General features: G+C 44.2%; 15 protein-coding genes and 2 tRNA genes. 9 read left to right on the plus strand and 8 right to left on the minus strand.

Features of this window, described 5'->3' with window-relative positions:
• The first annotated feature begins 49 nt into the window (after window positions 1-49).
• Window positions 50-126: transfer RNA gene (locus tag R7Q41_RS15590), tRNA-Arg, on the plus strand.
• 279 nt (window positions 127-405) lie between these two features.
• Window positions 406-912: a hypothetical protein gene (locus R7Q41_RS15595; protein WP_005382011.1), complete on the plus strand. Its 507-nt coding sequence runs from the start codon at window positions 406-408 to the stop codon at window positions 910-912.
• A 115-nt stretch (window positions 913-1027) separates the two neighbouring features.
• Here the strand turns inward: R7Q41_RS15595 and R7Q41_RS15600 are convergent, their stop codons facing one another.
• The 4 genes from R7Q41_RS15600 to chiP all read right to left on the minus strand — a co-directional run bounded on the left by R7Q41_RS15600 (window position 1028) and on the right by chiP (window position 6077).
• Window positions 1028-1990 (minus strand): OmpA family protein, encoded by a 963-nt coding sequence (locus tag R7Q41_RS15600; protein ID WP_005382010.1) that lies wholly within the window; start codon window positions 1988-1990, stop codon window positions 1028-1030.
• 640 nt (window positions 1991-2630) lie between these two features.
• Window positions 2631-4058, minus strand: coding sequence for a glutamate--tRNA ligase (gene gltX, locus R7Q41_RS15605; protein ID WP_005384075.1), 1428 nt, complete (start codon window positions 4056-4058; stop codon window positions 2631-2633).
• 177 nt (window positions 4059-4235) lie between these two features.
• Window positions 4236-4832, minus strand: a complete 597-nt coding sequence (locus R7Q41_RS15610; RefSeq protein WP_005382008.1) for a DUF2057 domain-containing protein — start codon at window positions 4830-4832, stop codon at window positions 4236-4238.
• Window positions 4833-4955: 123 nt separating this feature from the next.
• Window positions 4956-6077, minus strand: a complete 1122-nt coding sequence (gene chiP / locus R7Q41_RS15615) for a chitoporin (protein ID WP_005382007.1) — start codon at window positions 6075-6077, stop codon at window positions 4956-4958.
• 478 nt (window positions 6078-6555) lie between these two features.
• On the opposite strand from chiP, the gene R7Q41_RS15620 reads away from it, so the two are divergent.
• Together R7Q41_RS15620 and R7Q41_RS15625 are read left to right on the plus strand one after the other, a co-directional pair.
• On the plus strand, window positions 6556-9252 hold the full coding sequence (locus R7Q41_RS15620; protein WP_318144568.1) for a copper-translocating P-type ATPase: 2697 nt from the start codon (window positions 6556-6558) through the stop codon (window positions 9250-9252).
• A gap of 21 nt (window positions 9253-9273) precedes the next feature.
• A complete protein-coding gene (locus R7Q41_RS15625) occupies window positions 9274-9723 on the plus strand; it encodes a DUF411 domain-containing protein (RefSeq protein WP_318144569.1) in 450 nt (149 codons plus the stop codon).
• Window positions 9724-9788: 65 nt separating this feature from the next.
• Here R7Q41_RS15625 and R7Q41_RS15630 read toward each other — a convergent pair whose 3' ends face one another.
• Together R7Q41_RS15630 and R7Q41_RS15635 are read right to left on the minus strand one after the other, a co-directional pair.
• Window positions 9789-10481 (minus strand): oligogalacturonate-specific porin KdgM family protein, encoded by a 693-nt coding sequence (locus R7Q41_RS15630; protein ID WP_318144570.1) that lies wholly within the window; start codon window positions 10479-10481, stop codon window positions 9789-9791.
• 439 nt (window positions 10482-10920) lie between these two features.
• Window positions 10921-13572 carry a beta-N-acetylhexosaminidase gene (locus tag R7Q41_RS15635; RefSeq protein ID WP_054575473.1) on the minus strand — a complete coding sequence of 884 codons (2652 nt, stop codon included), beginning with the start codon at window positions 13570-13572 and terminating at the stop codon, window positions 10921-10923.
• A gap of 494 nt (window positions 13573-14066) precedes the next feature.
• On the opposite strand from R7Q41_RS15635, the gene R7Q41_RS15640 reads away from it, so the two are divergent.
• Together R7Q41_RS15640 and R7Q41_RS15645 are read left to right on the plus strand one after the other, a co-directional pair.
• On the plus strand, window positions 14067-14939 hold the full coding sequence (locus R7Q41_RS15640) for a TraB/GumN family protein (RefSeq protein WP_054576682.1): 873 nt from the start codon (window positions 14067-14069) through the stop codon (window positions 14937-14939).
• A 151-nt stretch (window positions 14940-15090) separates the two neighbouring features.
• Window positions 15091-15474 carry a hypothetical protein gene (locus R7Q41_RS15645; protein WP_005384085.1) on the plus strand — a complete coding sequence of 128 codons (384 nt, stop codon included), beginning with the start codon at window positions 15091-15093 and terminating at the stop codon, window positions 15472-15474.
• A 186-nt stretch (window positions 15475-15660) separates the two neighbouring features.
• Here the strand turns inward: R7Q41_RS15645 and R7Q41_RS15650 are convergent.
• Window positions 15661-15737 (minus strand) — tRNA-Pro (locus R7Q41_RS15650).
• Between the two features lie 259 nt (window positions 15738-15996).
• On the opposite strand from R7Q41_RS15650, the gene R7Q41_RS15655 reads away from it, so the two are divergent.
• The 3 genes from R7Q41_RS15655 to rluF all read left to right on the plus strand — a co-directional run bounded on the left by R7Q41_RS15655 (window position 15997) and on the right by rluF (window position 18103).
• Window positions 15997-16137: a DUF3149 domain-containing protein gene (locus R7Q41_RS15655; protein WP_005382236.1), complete on the plus strand. Its 141-nt coding sequence runs from the start codon at window positions 15997-15999 to the stop codon at window positions 16135-16137.
• A 132-nt stretch (window positions 16138-16269) separates the two neighbouring features.
• Window positions 16270-16851 (plus strand): DNA endonuclease SmrA, encoded by a 582-nt coding sequence (smrA, locus tag R7Q41_RS15660; protein ID WP_318144571.1) that lies wholly within the window; start codon window positions 16270-16272, stop codon window positions 16849-16851.
• A gap of 94 nt (window positions 16852-16945) precedes the next feature.
• Window positions 16946-18103: a 23S rRNA pseudouridine(2604) synthase RluF gene (rluF, locus tag R7Q41_RS15665; RefSeq protein ID WP_318144572.1), complete on the plus strand. Its 1158-nt coding sequence runs from the start codon at window positions 16946-16948 to the stop codon at window positions 18101-18103.
• A gap of 64 nt (window positions 18104-18167) precedes the next feature.
• Here the strand turns inward: rluF and ybaK are convergent, their stop codons facing one another.
• Entirely contained in the window at window positions 18168-18641 is a 474-nt protein-coding gene (gene ybaK / locus R7Q41_RS15670) for a Cys-tRNA(Pro) deacylase (RefSeq protein WP_005382231.1), read from the minus strand.
• Window positions 18642-18726 lie beyond the last annotated feature (85 nt).

Genomic DNA, 18726 nt, shown 5'->3' on the forward strand with positions numbered 1-18726 from the left:
GATTTGAACTCAGTAAAACAGTGCAATGAACTGCAACTATTGGTATTACGCCCCCATGGCACAGCTGGATAGCGCAGTCCCCTCCTAAGGGACAGGTCGTAGGTTCGAATCCTACTGGGGGCGCCATATCATAGCCTTAGCTCCCACTTGAGCTAAGGCTTTTTTGTATCTTCAATTTCAAGCCTCGCACTGCTCCCCCTAGTACACCGTGTTAGATAATCTTCCCAGTAATCAATATGATCGGATCGGGTGTTTCGGTTACGGGATAAACCCTTCTACTGATCTGACTTCTTCCCCTTGAAATCATTTCAACAAGCCCTATTTACAGTTTTGTATTTTATTACTTTAATTATCTATGAGTTTTGCTTACCCTTTTAGCTATTAATAAAATTATTAGTTAGCACTATGTCTAAGAGCAATTTAATAACTAACACTGGACACCGCTTTATTTCTAAAGGCAAGACAGCCTTTAAGATACATATCCATACCCCCGAGGATACGGTACTACACCGCTCGGTAGGATTTGTTCGTATTGGAGAAAAGAAAGGCTTACAAAAAGCCATTAAGCTGAGAAACGAGTTAGGCCGGCAAATGTGGGGCAAATTCTGGCGACGTCTTTTGAAAGACCCTTACCTAATGACTAGGCTTCCACATAGCGTTGAGCCTAAAATCGTTCACAAGCCTAACCCTACTCTTGAAAACCCTGACAACCGAGATACGTGTTACATCGCCAAGTGGCGAGAGTTCAATGATGACGGTGAGTATAAATATAAAACGGTGGTTCGCTCTATTAGTAAGTACGGCAAACTTGCCGCCTACATGCAAACCAAAAAAGCGTTGTTAGAAGCACATAAAGATAACTTGGAGATCCTGACATTTATGGGGCGTTTAAACAGCATTGATCTTAAGTAATACCTGGCCACTTTGAACATTTCAGTCAGTTTTTTGAAGAGAAATAAAAAGCCCCAAAGAGCGAACTCTTTGGGGCTTTCAGCTTCAGTCTTCTATACTACGGTCGAATAGGAGCTTATTGCTGAACTTGGTATTCAAATTCTGGAACAACGACTTCTACGCGACGGTTTTGTTGACGACCTTCACGAGTGTCGTTTGAAGCGATTGGGTTGTTTTCACCTTCGCCACGAGCTTGGATACGTGATGAATCAATACCTTTTTCAACGAGTGCGTTAGCAACAGACTCAGCACGTTTTTCAGAAACTTTTAGGTTGTAAGCTGCTGGACCAGACGTATCTGTGTAACCTACAACTTCAACGTTCGCTTGTGGGTGCTCGTTTAGGAAAGCAACTAGGTTATCAAGTTTTGCAGCGCTCTCTGGTTTTAGAGTTGTGCTGTTTAGATCGAAGCTACCAGTGCCGATTGTTTGAGTTTCGAATGTTTTCGTTACAACTACTGGCTCTTCTACCACTTCTTCTACAACCACTTCTTCAACAACAACTGGCTCTTCTACGATTACTGGCTCATCGTTGCCGCCGAATTTGAAAGAAACACCTAGTGTTGCAGTGTTACCTGTCGCACGAGTTACATCGTTGCTGATGTCAGTCAGTGTTTGGTATTCCGCACGAGCTGTTACGTTTTGGCTTAGGTTGAATTCAAGACCAGCCGCGCCTAGGTAAGAGTAATCATCTTTGCCATCAAACATTACGTAAGCGCCACCCACTTTACCGTAAAGTGCGATGTCTTCAGTGATTGGTAGGCTAAATTTAGGAGCAAGAGTGATTGCTTCTACGTGGCCACCGAAAGAAGTTTGGTTAAAATCACCGATGTTGTCGAAACCCGCTTCTACTGCGAAGTATTTATTCATTTCGTAACCAACAAAAGCGCCAAGAGTAGAATCGTCTTTGTCACAAGCCTGGCCCGCTACACACGCGTCTTCCATCCATGACTTACCCATCTTACCACCAACGTATACTTCTGCTTGTGCTGCTGAAGCCATAAGTAGAGACGCTGAAATTACCGCTGCTAATTTTTTCATTATTGATTCCTCTAAAGAAGTTCTTTTGTTAGATGCCGAAATGCGCCGTCTGACTGACGTTGTATTTCAATTCTTTTTATTCATTCCTTGAGTGAGATACTTAGTCAGCTTCTTTTTATGCACATGCATTTTTTTTATGGAAGCAACTTACGTACATTTCCTGTTCAGTGATACATATCGCCATCTCGGTATCGCTGACGGGATGAACTATAACGCTAAGAAATCGCGAGAAAAATCCCAATTCTGTCAATTTATTGTCATCAAAAATCTCGACAACATGTGATCTTAAGCAAAAAAATCCCCACGCAATCACGACGCAAACGTTTGCTTTATTTTTTGAAACAACATAGCTAAAGCAAAGGTTTTTCTTAAAAATGAGACAAACAAAATGGAACTTTAAGGAACATGGATAAAAATCAATCAGATACTTGATATATAATCGCTCGTTTTTTATTCATGCCAACGATATTTGGATTAAAAAATCTTATCCATATTGAGGTAAATTACAGGTGAAACCATCTCTTCATTCACCAATATGAGAGAAAGTTTCTCGTTATCTAAATTGAAGATACAAAAAAGCCGCGGTTGCTCACCGCGGCTTTGTGACTATTTATTCAAAAGAACGTTCAGTTCAAAGCAATTATGCGTTTGCTTCACGCTCAGCAATGAACTCAAGCGCCATCTTAATGCGAGCAATACAACGCTCTTTTCCAACCAGCTCCATTACTGCATCGACAGAAGGAGACTGACCGCCTCCTGTTACAGCAACACGTAATGGCATACCGATTTTGCCCATGCCGATTTCCAACTCTTCACATACTGCTGCGATAACGCCATCTTTGATGTTCGCTGTCGTCCACTCAGTTAGTGCTTCCACTTTCGCTAATGCAAGTTCTAGAGGCTCTTTAGCCACGCCACGTAGGTGTTTCTTCGCTGCGCCCGCTTCAAACTCAGAGAAATCTTCATAGAAGTAACGGATTTGCTCAGCTAGCTCAACTAGTGTGTTGCAACGCTCACCCACCAGCTTGATCACGTCAGTAATAGCAGGACCATTCGTTACGTCTAGTTTTTGTTGGTCTAGATGCCATTGTAGATGCTCAGCAACGTACGCAGGATCTGAGTTCTTGATGTAGTGGTTGTTCAACCATTGCAGTTTGTCAGTGTTAAAAGCAGACGCTGACTTAGATACTGCGTTTAGGCTAAATAGATTGATCATCTCTTCTTGAGAGAAGATTTCTTGGTCACCATGAGACCAACCAAGGCGCACTAGGTAGTTGTTTAGTGCCGCAGGCAGGTAGCCCATATCGCGGTATTGCATGACTGATACAGCGCCGTGACGTTTAGACAGTTTCGCGCCGTCATCACCCAGGATCATTGCACAGTGTGCAAATGTAGGTACTGGCGCACCTAGTGCTTCGTAGATGTTGATTTGACGAGGGGTGTTGTTGATGTGGTCTTCGCCACGAACAACGTGAGTGATACCCATGTCCCAGTCATCCACTACTACACAGAAGTTGTAAGTAGGTGAACCGTCTGTACGACGAATGATTAGGTCATCCATTTGATCGTTGCGGATTTCAATGCGACCACGGATTTGATCATCAAATACTACGCTGCCTTCTTTCGGGTTACGGAAACGGATAACACATGGATCACCATCTTTTGCCGCTTCGTTTGCTGCTTTGATTTTTGGATGGTTAGCATCGTAGCGAGGCATTTCTTTATTTGCTTCTTGCTCTGCACGGATTTCATCTAGCAGCTCTTTAGACGCGTAACATTTGTAAGCTTTGTCTTCAGCAAGAAGCTTATCAACCATTTCGTTGTAACGGTCAAAACGTTGAGTTTGGTAGTAAGGACCTTCATCCCACTCCAAGCCTAGCCATTCCATGCCTTCAAGAATTGCATCAACCGCTTCCTGAGAGTTACGCTCAAGGTCTGTATCTTCGATACGTAGAACGAATTCACCACCTTGGTTTTTAGCGTATAGCCAAGAGTAAAGTGCAGTACGCGCACCACCAACGTGTAGATAGCCAGTTGGGCTAGGAGCAAAACGAGTTTTAACCGTCATTTGAGTTCCTTAGGGGTAATGAGCAACGAGAGATCTCTCGTTGTAATGTCAAGGATAAAAGTGGCGACATTTTACCACCGTAAGTCAATTCTACAATCGGTTTGACAACAGAAATAAAAACAGGGCAGAACCAAAAAGGCACAGCCCTGCTATTTACTGTTAAAGCACGAGACGAAATTACTTCAGGTTACGCATTGCCCATTGCATAAATTCTTGCTGCTCTTCACGGCTCAATTCATTAAACGATGCTTTGATTGTTTTGGTTTCCGCTGGAGAAGACGCAATGCTTGCCTTAGTCGATTCTTTATTCATTGCGTTATTATAGTCGGCAACTTCTCGTTCGTAATCACGAAAACCTTGCAAACCACCTTTACGAAGTTGAACCATAGAGAATGCCACTTCTTTTCCGTTTTTGTCTTTCAATACCACTTTAGGATCGAGTTCGAAGGCTCTCGCCTCTTCAATAGTACGGAATGTTTGATAAGTCAGAGAAAGCTCGGTGTCTTTTTCTGCATCAAACTCTAATACCAGCGGCTGCGAATCGAATTTACGGCGCTTTCCATCTTCAAATACGATTTGTCCAACCGTTACCGCTAATTGGTTTTCCCCATCTTTTAACTCGATGCTGTTGTTCTTGGATATCCACTCAGGGTAGACGAACTCGCCGTTGAGAACGCGAGGAACTAATTCAGATTGCAGAGTGAGTTGAGCAGCAAAAGCTGGCGCCGAAAGCATTGCGCAAAGTCCGAGAAGTGTCGTTGTTTTTTTCATCATGGTTTCTCACTTTATACCAATTTAGATAAGCCTCTAAAATTTACAGGCCAGTCATTTCAAAGGCTTATTTGAATAAGTATCAAGATAAAAAGGGCGTTTCCGCCCTTTTAGCTGCTTCTTTAATTAGAAGTAGTATTCAACACCTACAGAGAACTCGTCGTAGTCAGCAGACTTCCAACGTGCTTCTGTTGGTTTATCTAATTGAGACGCACCGTCGCCAAAGTCTAGAGTACGAGCACGTACGTACAGCACTGCCGATGGGTCTACGAAATACATAACTTGTGCTGATAACACATCGTCCGCTGTATCGTTAATTTTCTTACCATCACGCTCTAGATCAAAGTTAGCGGCGTAAGCCAGTTTGTATTGCCAATCACCCGTGGTGTACATGATAGCGGCAGACATTGCATCTTGCTTTTCACTCACACCATTGCTTGCGTCCGCTTCCATGTATTTGTATTGCGCAAAGAAAGAGATCCCGTTATCAAACCAGCCTTGTGCCCCTACCAAGTACGTGTTGTTTTCCCACGTTTGGCTTTCCATCTTGATATTACGGTTACCTTCATATGCCGCATCTAACTGGATAGGACCAATTTTGTAGTGTGCTGCGATACCACCCCAGTAGTCATCCCCTTCACCTAGACCTGCTTTATCACCTGCACCAGCTGCGATATCTAGGGAGAATTTGTCAGCAAACATTGGAGAGTCCCAGCGGATAGTGTTTGATTGACGGTCTTGGTACTTGGCGCCACCAATAGCACCACCCCAGTCGTATACATCGCCGAGGCCAGGGTTAGATGCTGGCCAGTCAACCAATTCGTACATAGGTGTCAAAACGCGACCCAGGCGAATTTGCCCCCAAGATGCACTTTCAAAACCGACGAATGTGTCACGTTCACCAAGACCTGCGCCCTCGCCACCAAAGCTAGGGTCTACATAACCGCCTTCGATTTGCCAAATAAAAGTAGGGTCGAAGTTAGCAAATTGTTTTTTACCACGGAAACCAATACGAGACTCGTTGTTTAGCTGCATGCCACCCAAATCATCGTCCGTTGCTTTGCTGCCAGAATCGTAATCGCGGTACGCGGCCTGCATCGCGATGATTCCGTAAACTTCATAAGAAAATGAATCTTTGGTTAGAAACTCTTTTGCTGCGTCACTGTTTGCACCATCAGCAAATGCAGCACCACTGAACATCATGCCGGTAATTGCCGTGGCAAGTAGGCTTTTCTTTAGGTAAGACATTATAAACCCCTATATTTTTAGTTTTTTCCATTTTCAAATTCACTAACTAGGACATGGCAGGAACTTGAAACAGTGTTTGGACGGGGCAAATATGACAAACTTTTTTCGCACTAAAAAACTTTCCCTACAGCAATCTGAGCGACTTCAAAATGAGAAGATCAAAAATAAAATAAATCAATAAAAAACAATTAGTTAAAATCAAATATAAAAAATAAAAAACGTTAAAAGTACGTTTTGACACTGAACTGACATTGAGAGCATCTAAAAAACGTGAGCGACTTCATTCATCTTTTAGGTGTTTTAACGGAACTTTATATTCAAAGAGAAAAAACCTTGAGATCACTCGCAAGTAAAATGACCGTGCACTTGTGGGATTCGAGAGATTTTGACGAAATTGTTGTGAGTAGCAAATGGGTATTGACCTTACCCTTGCAGGAAGGTTTAAGCTCATAGCATCACTACTATTGAGGTGCAGATTATGTATCAGTTAGTTATACCTTTATCAGGGCTCAACTGCATGGGCTGTGCGAGAAAAGTTGAGAATGCTTTACATGCGAATCACGATGTGGAGATCCTCAATTTGTCCCCGACGCAAGTAGAGGTCAAAACCGAGTCTTCTCTTAAAGAGCTCGTCTCGTCGATTGAATCTCTTGGTTACCAAGCAGGAAATCACTACGAACTAAACCTTTCAGGCTTAAGCTGTGGCGGTTGCGTCAAAAAACTTTCATCTTTATTAGAATCTAATCAAGACGTTATTTCTTTTGAGGCTTCAACAACGCACTTAGAGATTCGTACCCTCCTCTCCGAGCAACAAGTGATCGACTTAATAGCAACACTCGGCTATACCGCCAACCTTGATTCTGTTGAAGTAGAGAACGAAAGCTCACCAGAGACCGAACAGGTAGAACAGCAAAGCAATATTAAAGATACGCAGGTGCCACCAGCGAGTATTCAATTGCAAATGCTGATTCAAGGCATGACGTGTGCGAGTTGCGTATCTTCAGTAGAGAAAGCACTTACTAACGTGGAAGGTGTTGAGAAAGCACAGGTCAACCTTGCAGAACAAAGCGCACTAGTATTCGCAAGCCAAGACTCTGATGACCTCCTTAACGCAATTGTTGAATCGGTAAAACAAGCCGGTTACCAAGCAGAGATCCTACAAGACGCCGCAACCCAGCAAGAAAAGCAAGCACAGCAACAACGTCAGCAACAAAAACGCTTTAAACTGGATGCTATTGCTGGCCTTGTCGTCGGAGCCCCTTTAATGATTTGGGGCGTTGCTGGCGGCAATATGATGATTCGCAACACCAACGACCAATTAGCTTGGGGAGTGATCGGTATCGTATGTTTACTCCTTCTTGCCACAGCAGGGAAACACTTCTTCAGTAACGCTTGGTTAGCTGCTACTCACAAGCGCGCCACCATGGACACGTTAGTCGCGCTCGGTACTGGCGCAGCGTGGTTCTATTCGATGCTTGTGGTGATTTTCCCAGGCTGGTTCCCTCTTGCTTCACGCCACGTGTACTTTGAAGCGAGTGCAATGATCATCGGCTTAATTTCTCTTGGTCACTATATAGAAGCAAAAGCCAAAGCAAACACAACACGCTCATTGCAAGCTCTGATTAACCTGCAACCTCAGCAAGCTACGGTAATCACGGAACAAGGCGATCAACAAATAACGGTTGAGCAAATCACGCTAGGCATGAAACTGCGTATCAAACCAGGCGAGAAAGTGCCTGTTGATGGTGTTGTGATTCAAGGTGAATCATACATTGATGAGTCGATGCTCACTGGTGAACCAGTACCAGTGTTAAAAGCGCAAGAGGCTCAAGTGTCTGCTGGGACATTAAATACCGATGGTGGATTAGTCATTGAGGCAACGGGCATTGGCGCAAATACCATGCTGGCTCGTATCATCCGCATGGTGCGCACAGCGCAAAGCAGTAAGCCAGCCATCGCGAAACTGGCAGACCAGATTTCATCGGTGTTTGTCCCTGTCGTTGTTGGCATAGCAATACTGGCCGCGCTCGTTTGGTTTGCCGTTGGCCCAGAGCCAAAAGCGAGTTATATGCTGGTGGTCACCACAACCGTCCTGATCATCGCCTGCCCTTGCGCTCTAGGCTTAGCAACCCCACTTTCTGTCACGGTGGGAGTGGGTAAAGCCGCAGAGCTCGGCATTCTGATCAAAGACGCCGACGCCCTGCAATTGGCAAGCAAAGTCGACACGGTTGTGTTCGACAAAACTGGCACGCTTACCCAAGGTAAACCTAGCGTTCAGAAAGTGTTTACTCACGCCACCAGCCAAGAAGATCTATTGGCTTTAGCGTATGCGGCAGAGCGTCAGTCTGAGCACCCACTGGCAAAAGCGGTATGTGATTACGCCAAACGACACGACGCAAAGGATGTCTCATTAGACAAGTTTGAGAACGTTCGCGGGCGCGGCATTTGGGCGACGTATCAAGATAAACCGCTACTCATTGGTTCGCTTCAATTTATGCAAGCAGAGAACGTCGAGACTAGCGCACTAAAATCTGCCATCGATGAATGCGCAAAAAATGCGTGGACTCCGGTAGCTGTGGCATTGAACGGCGAACTGATCGGTCTGATCGCCATTGCCGACCCGATCAAATCAGATGCGAAACAAGCGCTCTCTGCATTAAAATCGCAAGGCATCAAAACGGTAATGCTGACGGGCGATAACCAACACGTTGCCAATGCTATCGGCCAAGAACTTGGTATTGATGAAGTGATTGCCCAAGTAATGCCAGATGATAAAGCTCAGCACATTGAGCAACTTCAATCTCAAGGACATGTCGTGGCAATGGTGGGGGATGGCATTAACGACGCCCCTGCTCTCGCGTTATCCAACCTAGGTATTGCCATGGGTAGCGGCAGTGATGTCGCCATTGAAAGTTCGCAAATGACCATCCTGAACACGTCACCAATGGCGGTAGTACATGCGATTGAACTCTCTCGCGCTACACTTAAGAACATGAAGCAAAACCTATTTGGTGCCTTTGTTTACAACTCGTTGGGTATTCCAGTTGCCGCTGGTGTGCTTTACCCAGCGTTTGGATTTTTGCTCAGTCCTGTTGTCGCAGGAGCGGCAATGGCACTGTCTTCAATTACTGTCGTTAGTAATGCAAATCGACTACGACTGTTTTCAGTAAAGTAACCACTTCTTTTTGAGGGTATTATGAAGTTGAAACTATTGACCTTTGCAATGCTTGCGACCGTGTCCGCCAACGTATTGGCAGCCGATGTCATTAACCATAAATCGCCATACTGTGGCTGTTGTGGAGAATGGACAAAACACATGGAAGAGAACGGCTTTACGGTCGAAGAAAAATTGCACGATGACATGAACGCCATCAAACGCGATCTAGGCATCAAGAATGAACAGCTTTACTCTTGCCACACGGCAGAGATCAACGGCTATCTGTTTGAAGGTCACATTCCAGCCGAAGACATTAAAGCGTTTTTGAAAAATCCACTACGTAACGCAAAAGGCCTATCAGTACCGGGCATGCCAATGGGCTCCCCTGGTATGGAATATGGCGACAAAAAAGACAGCTACACCGTTTACGCCTTTAACGAAAAAGGCCAAGTGTTCGAATATAGCCACCACGAAGGCAACGACCAATAAAAACAAAGCCCAGCGAGATAAACCGCTGGGCTTTTTCTTAATGGACAGTTAAGACAAATATAAAATTAGAAGCCGTAAGAGGCACCAAATACAAAAGCGTTATTCACTAGGCTGTCACCACTCGCGTTTTCTGCACCGTGTGCTTGACTACGGAACTCAAAGTAAGGTTGAACACCTTTACGAGTCCACGTTGCACGAAGCTCGTGGTCCATGGTTTCCGCTTCAATCATGTAGACGTTGTTGTAGCTTAGCGTCACATCCTCATTCATCACGTAACCGATGCGGTTGTCCATGCGGTAATCTGTATCCGCATCTGCGTCTGTCGCATCAATGTGCGCACGAGTACGGTTACTTAAGGAGATGCCGTTATCGAAGTTGTAACCGATCTTAACCAATGGACGGTACTGTACATTCTCGCCAGCAGAGAACAGGTGTTGGTAACCCGCGGCAACCCATAAATGATCGGTAATATTAAATGAATGCTCACCACCCACAGTGATTGCTGGTGTTGTGTTACCTGCGCCACCGTTTTCTGTTTCCAGTTTACCCAACTGAATACCATCAAATTCGGTGTAAACCGTAAAGCCGCCGAATTGGTTATCAAAAGTATGGCCAGCTTCCAGTGTAGACGTAACGTCCGAACCATGAATTCGACCATCATCGTGGAATTGAACATTACCTGTTACGTAAGAAGAACCAGCAAAAGCGCTAGAAGCGAAAGCGAGAGAAAGAGCACTCAGTGCAAAAATGTTTTTCATAATTACTGCCTTTATTTATTCACGTTATGCGATAGTTTTAGAGGGCATCTCTTCCCTTTTATCGCAAACTTTGGAATGTGCCTCCTTGGCGTTCGCAATATTGTTTCAATTAATTCGCGATGAAAAATAAAACATTTTAAAAAGTGATCTTGTTCAAACCGAAGCTCAACAACCCTGATAAAAACATGGGAAATACAGGCACTTATCGTATTTTTATAAAATTATTCAAAAAATAGAAGTGTGATCGTAAACAGATAATTTATTGATATTTAGCAGATTAAGTCGATCCAGTTCACAATAACCTTGACCATTACAACCAAAAACTTATTTATCAATGAAAAATAATTAGACATCGATCACGCTTAATTTCCTCAAAAAATAAAGAAAGCCCCAACATGAGGTTGAGGCTTTGCCAAAAAATTAACTTACAAGAATTGAGTTATTTCACGCTGGTCACTCGACTTGCTTTCTCACCGGTTGCTGACACAGAACGGATAAACACTTCACCTTTCACATTTGGACGAGCATTATCTGCGTAAGTTAGCCAGTTCTTGCCGTCTAGAGAGTATTGAAGCTTCACCCCTGGGAACTGAACGTTCATTGCTAGCTTGCCATCTTCTACTTTCGCACCTGGTACAGGCAGGCGGTAGTCGATACCTGATTTTTCTAGCTTAGCCAGTTCACGTTGGCCAAGTACGTTCGCAAAGCGGTTGTAGTCTTGGTTTAGCGCAGCTTTGTCTACTAGGTTAGAGTTTTGCGAGTATTCAACACCCACTTTGTAGTCGTTTTCCCAATCAGCACGGTGCCATGCACGCTCAGCGGCTGCTAGTACGCGAGGGAATACCATGTACTCATATTGCTCGTCGTTACGTACTGTCTCAGACCACAGCTGTGCTGATAGACCATAGAAAGGTTTCGCTTCGATTTCACCTTTACCAGTGAAGCCGTTACCATCGCGGTCTACAGAGGTTTCTGCGTTCTGAGGCATGTTCTCTGGTGCAAAACCAAACATCTTACGAGTATCTGTTGCACGCGTCGCCCAGTAGTAACCACGCTCTTTCGGGTCAACTTCGTACGGCATGTCCATGTATACGTAGTCTGGGTTAGAAACGATAACGTCGTAACCTTTCTTAGACCATTCGTACACTGATGATGTGCCACCCCAGTAAAGAACGTCCCAGAAGTTAACACGTGTGTTTTCTGTTGCGAACGCTTTCTCACCTTCACTGTGCTTAAGGCCATCTTGCCAAGCTTGGAAGTTTGGAATGCCTTTCTCTGCCACCATCTTCGACACTTCTTCTGCAAAGTGGCTTGGTAGATGAGCAAAATCGCTTACCGTACCGTCTGCAATTAGCGTCTGACATTGTGGTGACTGTGCGAATGGCTTGTCTTGCTTAGACAAATCAATGTTACCCTTCCAGCTTACTTTGTCTTCTGCGTTGATGTCTTGCAGACCAGCGCCTAGCTTGATGTTCTTCGCTTCGTCACCACCAAAGTGCCATGTTGTTAGCGGCGTGCCCGCTTCTTGGTGCATTGCTGCTACTTCTGAAATCACTTTATCAACAAAGCGAGTTGAAGATTCCATACATGGGTTGATGAAGCTTTGCTTGTTGTAGAACTGAACCGTCGTTACGTTCGATGTATCTTGAGGGTCCATCAGGCGGTACTCGTTCGCTTCGGCTTCTTTGCCTTCTTCCATCAGACGGTCGTAACGTGCTTCCATTGATATCACTGCTGCACGTGCGTGCGCTGGCATATCGATTTCAGGAATCACTTCGATGTTACGCGCTTTCGCGTACTTCAAGATGTCCACGTAGTCTGCTTTGCTGAAGAAGCCAGAGCCAAAGTTGTCTGTCGTTGCGCCTGAGCCAAGCTGAGGCAGTAAACAGCTTTTCTCTTCCAAATCGAAACAACGGTTAGCACCCACTTCAGTCAGCTCAGGCAGACCCGGGATTTCTAAACGCCAGCCTTCATCATCCGTTAGGTGAAGGTGTAGTTTGTTCATCTTGTACGCGGCCATTTGGTCAAGCGTTGCAAGAATTGCGTCTTTAGAGTGGAAGTTACGAGCCACGTCCACCATCACACCACGGTAATCAAAACGCGGCGCATCTTTAATAGACAGTTGTGGTAGAGAATCAGCATTTTGGCTATCTACCAGGCCAAAGATAGATTGTACTGCGTAGAAAGCACCTGCTTGGTCAAACGCTTTAATCGCAATACCGTCGCCTTTGATGCTCATTTCGTAAGCACCAGATTTTGCCAATTCACCGGTGAAGTCTGCAGGAACAACAGTGATGCTTACAGGAAGATCACCACGAACATCCACACCTACCACTTCTGCACGACCTTGAATTGCTGCGTATTGAGCCGCATCGAATGCGTCTTTAGGCAGCGCAATACCCGCCGCGATATCTACCGTACCTTTACCTGCTTCAACAGACATTGGCGTTGGTAGTAACGTGGTTGATACGTCTTGTTTTGCTAGATCTTCGTTCTTCTCGAAACGAGACACAGCGCTCGCAAATACGTTGTTGTCATCTGGCGTACGTTTTAGGTTGTTACCCTCAAGGCCAGTCACGAAAGATGCAACGTCTTCTGTGTTAAGAGAAGCGATCATCTTAGGCTCTGCATTTGGTGCAGCAACGAAAGCGCCTGGCATGAAGTCAGTTTCAAATAGCTGCCAGTATTCAGCAACAAGAGGAAGCACAACCTCTTCACCCGCAGCAAAACCATCAAACTTATCTGTTGGTTCTAGTTTGTGTAGATCACCCGTTACGCGAGAGATTTTAAACTGTTCGTTTTCAACATCCAGAATCAGACGAATGCTATGGAAGTAAATAGCCCAATCTTTTGAGTCAACCGCTTCACCTTGGTTAACCAGCGTCATGTTTACCTTGTTACAAGACGCCCACTCAGCCCCTAAGTCCTGACAAGCAAGACCTTCGTTTGCACCGTGGTTAGTCAACACTTGGTATTGAATATCAAGATTATTAGCCAACGAATTTACAACTTGTTGTTCAGAGCTTTGCAGCGCAGAGCAACCTGCTAATGTAGTGATAACAGAAACAGCAATCAGACTAGGTTTAAACATCTTACTTCCCCAAAAAAGTCAGTGGTTCAAAACGACAATGATAAAAATCTCGGCCCCTCAAATGCGAGGTGCCTAACCGTTACATTCAACATACAACCTGTTATTTCTAAGCGTAAAATAAATAGAAATAGGAAGTGATCCAGTTCAAAAAATGACACTCAGAAAAAATAATAAAAACCTAATTTTCATGGAGTTACAATACACGTCAAAATCGAACAACTTGTTTTGACGAGTTTGCTGCGATCTAGGTCACTTATATTCATGAGTTACGACTGATTTTGTAAGATTTGGATCACGCCTAATTATTTTGTGAGCCATTAGTAAGCGAATTACCTATTTACCTTTCGTGAAGTGACTCTCATTTATTCGTCGTCAAAACTCGTCAATATTTTTAGAAATGACGATTTTGTCGAATACCCCACTGGAGAAATTGCACTTAACCTCACGCTATTTTGCGTATAAAGTTTAAAGGTATCTTATCTGAGGACCATTCTATGTTTCGTCTCTTGACGCTCATATCATCTCTACTTGTTACTTTGACTCCTTTTTCATCTTATGCAGAGCCACAGCATTGGTTAGCAAAAAAAGGGGAAACCGAACTTATGATTATTGGCTCGGTACATGTGGGGGATAAAACGATGTACCCACTCCCTAGAACGGTCATCCAGCATTTAAGCCAAAGCACAGGGTTGATTATTGAAGCAGACGTCAGGAATTCTGAAGGCTTGGTTTACCCACAAACAACCATTCTTTCTAAAGATGTTTTAGACAGAGCTCAACGTCGCCACTTAATTGAAATTGCCCAAGATTTAGGTTTGCCAGAAACTCAACTCCTAAATTCCCCACCTTGGATGGCCGCATTCACCATCCAACTCGCTTTAGTCAACAAACTGGGGTATGTCTCTGATAAAGGGGTCGACATGCACTTAATAGGACTCGCTGATAAAAAGCAAATCCCGGTCATTCCACTAGAGTCCGTGCAATTCCAAATCGATTTAATCGCAGGTCAATCAGAAGGCGGTAAAGAGATACTTCTCTCATCAATTGAAGAATATGATGGCGGAGAAGAGTTGGTTCAATGCTTGATAGAGAGTTGGAAGAGTGGTGATGGTAGCATGTTGGTCGAAGCCTCTTTGACCGATCATACAACAGAAGAGTTTAACCAAGCCTTTTTATACGAGCGTAATCGAGATTGGGCTAAAAAACTCGACACTGGCAGTGTTCTACCTCAGCAATCGGGTCGTTACACCGTTGTTGTTGGTGGCTTGCATTTAGTAGGTAAAGATAACCTGATTGAACTGCTTAAAAATCGGGGATTTAACATCAAACCACTGGGTAAGACGCGCCAAGCAAATTGTGATATCTAGTGATTGTTTGAAAAATGCCATTTAAATACAATTATTTAAATACAACCATTTAAAATTCATTCAAACTTTCTTATAAAACGCCGTTAAGCTAAGTGGATACAAAACAACTCATATGAAATTTAAATATTTATTCCTATACACGATTGGAATTATGCTCACTTCTTCGCTGTCTTATGCTAAACCGCCATGCAACGTAGAAGCTTTTCAAGCTATTGATATAACTCCGGAAGTAAAAGGCGGTGTTTTAGATAAAGAGAGTGGTCAATTTCTTATTACCGAAAAACCAATGATGCGTTGCGCGAACATCACGTTTTCAACAGCCCACACTCGAAATCGCGTTGCACATATGATGAACCAAGGCTTTGAAGCGGTTTACTATGATGGAAATACAAGCAAATCTCACTCAGTAACGTTTGATGAAGACGATTTAAAAGCGGGTTACGTCAAGATTGGGCCAAATCACCCAAAGACCGCTTATGTCTGTTTCACTACTTCTGAAACTCCTATCAATACTATCTCGTGTGACATCAAGTAATAAATTTACTCGCTCTTAAAAAATGAAAAGGCCCTACATTTCTGTAGAGCCTTCCTCTCAATACGTGTCGGTGAAGAGCCATGTTCTAACTTCAAGCGAACCCCATTTGGTTCGATACTATTGAAGTCTAAAATTACTAGCACTAAAAACGACGAAAGCCTGCTCATTGAGCAGGCTTTCTGAAAGTGGTCGGTGAAGAGGGATTCGAACCCCCGACCCTCTGGTCCCAAACCAGATGCGCTACCAAGCTGCGCTATTCACCGAGATGTTTAACTGAGGAATTGTCTCCGTCAACGAATGCGTATATTACGGATTCTGAACTGTGGCGCAAGTGCTTTTTACAAAAAAACCTTAGGTCTTAATTCGTTTGATGAATAACTGAACACTAGCACGTAAAATGTGACTGATAACTCACAACAAAATACAGTTTATTAACCTTAGCAACATAATTGATCCAGATCAGTGTGCAACAAGACACCGCCATTTAGTTTATTCCTGTCGGGAACATCTTGGAGGAAACGTATGGACTTTTGGCTTGATCTCCTATTTGGTAATGCAGTGGGTCTATCGTCAATGATAGTAATTTTTGGGGCAATTGGTCTGATGTTATTTTACGGCGGTTTCTTCATATACAAGATCATGAACGACAAATCTCCTCACTAGATCTCGCTTAGCTCTAGAAACGCTTTGCACCGGAGTCGGTTACTTGCCTACTCCGGTTTTTTATTTGATCTCAATGCACCACTCATTGATATAATCCTATTATTCTTCCCTGTTCTTAATGAGATTACTGCTATGTCTCACGACGACGATTTTGATCTATTTCAACAGATGATGGGCGATGTAAAGCCAATCACTCAAGACACCACCGAACACAAAAAAGTACACCAAGTAACAGAAGCACAGCTCGCAAAACGCGAAGCAGCAATCTGGTTAACGGAAGATGACCCAGAATACCTATCACTTGATCACGCTGAAATGCTCAAGCCAGAGGACTTTGTTGAGTTCAAACGTGATGGTGTACAGGACGGGGTTTACCGCAAACTTCGCCTTGGTAAGTATCCAATCCAAGCTCGCTTGGATTTGCACCGTAAAACATTGAAAGAAGCACGCGATGAAGCCGTGACGTTTTTAAAGCAATGCCTATCAATGGACATTAGAACGGTCGTTATCGTCCATGGTCGAGGAGAACGCTCAAATCCACCTGCAATGATGAAAAGCTTTGTTAGCAGTTGGCTACGACAAATTAAGGAAGTCCAATGCGTCCATAGTGCGCAACGCTTTCACGGTGGAACTGGAGCCGTTTACGTCCTACTTAGAAAAAGTGCGGAAAAGAAATTAGAAACCCGCGAACGTCACCAAAAACGGTTAGGCTAAATTTCACCCTAATGCTAGAATGCCCGCCCTTATTCTTCCTTCCCCTTAAAGGAAGGGAGCTTCATTCGCCGTTGTGAAACGTTAGGAGACAAAAATGTCACAAGACAACGCTAAACGATTAAATAAATTCATCAGTGAAACGGGGTTTTGCTCACGCCGTGAAGCAGACAGACTGATTGAGCAAGGCCGTGTCACCATTAATGGCAACAAACCTGAAATGGGGACAAAAGTGCTACCTGGTGATGATGTTTGTGTGGATGGTAAGCCAGTGGCAGCAAAAGAGAAGCCGATTTATATCGCTCTCAATAAACCAACAGGCATCACCTGTACAACTGAGAGAGACGTCCCTGGAAACATCGTTGATTTCATCGGCCACCAAAAACGTATCTTTCCGATCGGCCGCTTAGACAAACCCTCTGATGGTCTGATCTTTTTGACCAACGATGGCGACATCGTGAATAAAATCCTTCGCGCAGGCAACAGCCACGAAAAAGAGTACGTCGTACGCGTGGACAAGCCAATTACAGGCGAGTTTCTCAAACAGATGTCGAGTGGCGTTAAGATTCTCGACACAGTCACCCTACCTTGTAAGGTAACGAAAGAAACTAAATTCTCTTTCCGTATTGTGCTCACTCAAGGACTTAACCGTCAGATCCGTCGCATGTGTGAAGCGCTGGGCTATGAAGTATTCAAGCTGCGCCGCGTACGCATCATGAATATCTCTCTTGATGGTATTCCCAATGGGAAATGGCGTTATCTAAGTGACGAAGAAGTGGCAGAGATCCTAGCAATGTGTGAAGGCTCGGTAGGTACAGAAGAAGCATCAAAAACAGACTCTAGAGGTCGCAACATTCGTAAAGCGACCGACGCGAAGCTGTTTGATAGCCGTGAAGAAAACCAAGATTCTACTGCTCGTCGTAACCAGAAGACACGAACTTTCCGTGGTAACAATGCTGATGAATTCCGTCATGCACCAAACTCGAAAAAAGGTCAACAAAAGCGTCGTCAGTGTGATGATGAAGGCGGACGTCCAGCTAAAGAACATTACAAAGCGAAACCACAAGGTGAACGCAGCAGACCGCAAGGCGAGCATGGTAAATCACACCGTAAACCAGATGCATCAAGCAATACGCATTCAGTAAACAAGCCTCAATCACCGAGTAAGCCCAAGCAGCATTACATGAACCCAAATGCCGCGAAACCAAGTAAACCAGCTAAACGCATTGGTGGTACATTGAGTCTGAAGAAGTAACGCTTCACTGACAGGCAAGATCAAAAAAGGACGCTCATGAGCGTCCTTTTTATTTGTCATGAGTTTACAAACAAAGAGGTGCAAACTGACCGCGAGTTAAGCTCAGCAAATCTCTCGGGGCTAACTCAATTTCTAAACCACGTTTACCAGCACTCACACAGATTGTGTCTTGCTCTGCTGCGCTTTCGTGCAAAAAAGTAGGTAAGGCTTTCTTCTGCCCTAGTGGGCTAATTCCACCAACGACATAACCTGTGGTCTTTTGGGCGATTTCCGGATCAGCCATATCGGCCTTTTTGCCCTTCGCTGCTTTCGCCGCCAGTTTTAGGTTCAGCTTTTGATCAACAGGGATAATCGCAACCGCAAGGTTCTTTGGCTCCCCGTTCAAGCAGAACAGCAAGGTTTTAAATACTGTTTTCGGATCCTGCCCCAGTACTTCAGCAGCCTCCAAGCCATAACTATCGGCTCTAGGGTCATGCTCATACTGATGAATCGTGTGTGGAATTTTTTTCTTTTTCGCAAGATTAATGGCCGGAGTCATCAAGATTCTCCTCATAAAAACAAAAAGCGCAGATTGAATTGGATCTGCGCTTTTAGTTAATGATATCAGCGAGTTTGAGTCAATC

The organism is Vibrio sp. 2096, from assembly GCF_033339595.1.
Taxonomy (GTDB): Bacteria; Pseudomonadota; Gammaproteobacteria; order Enterobacterales; family Vibrionaceae; genus Vibrio; species Vibrio alginolyticus.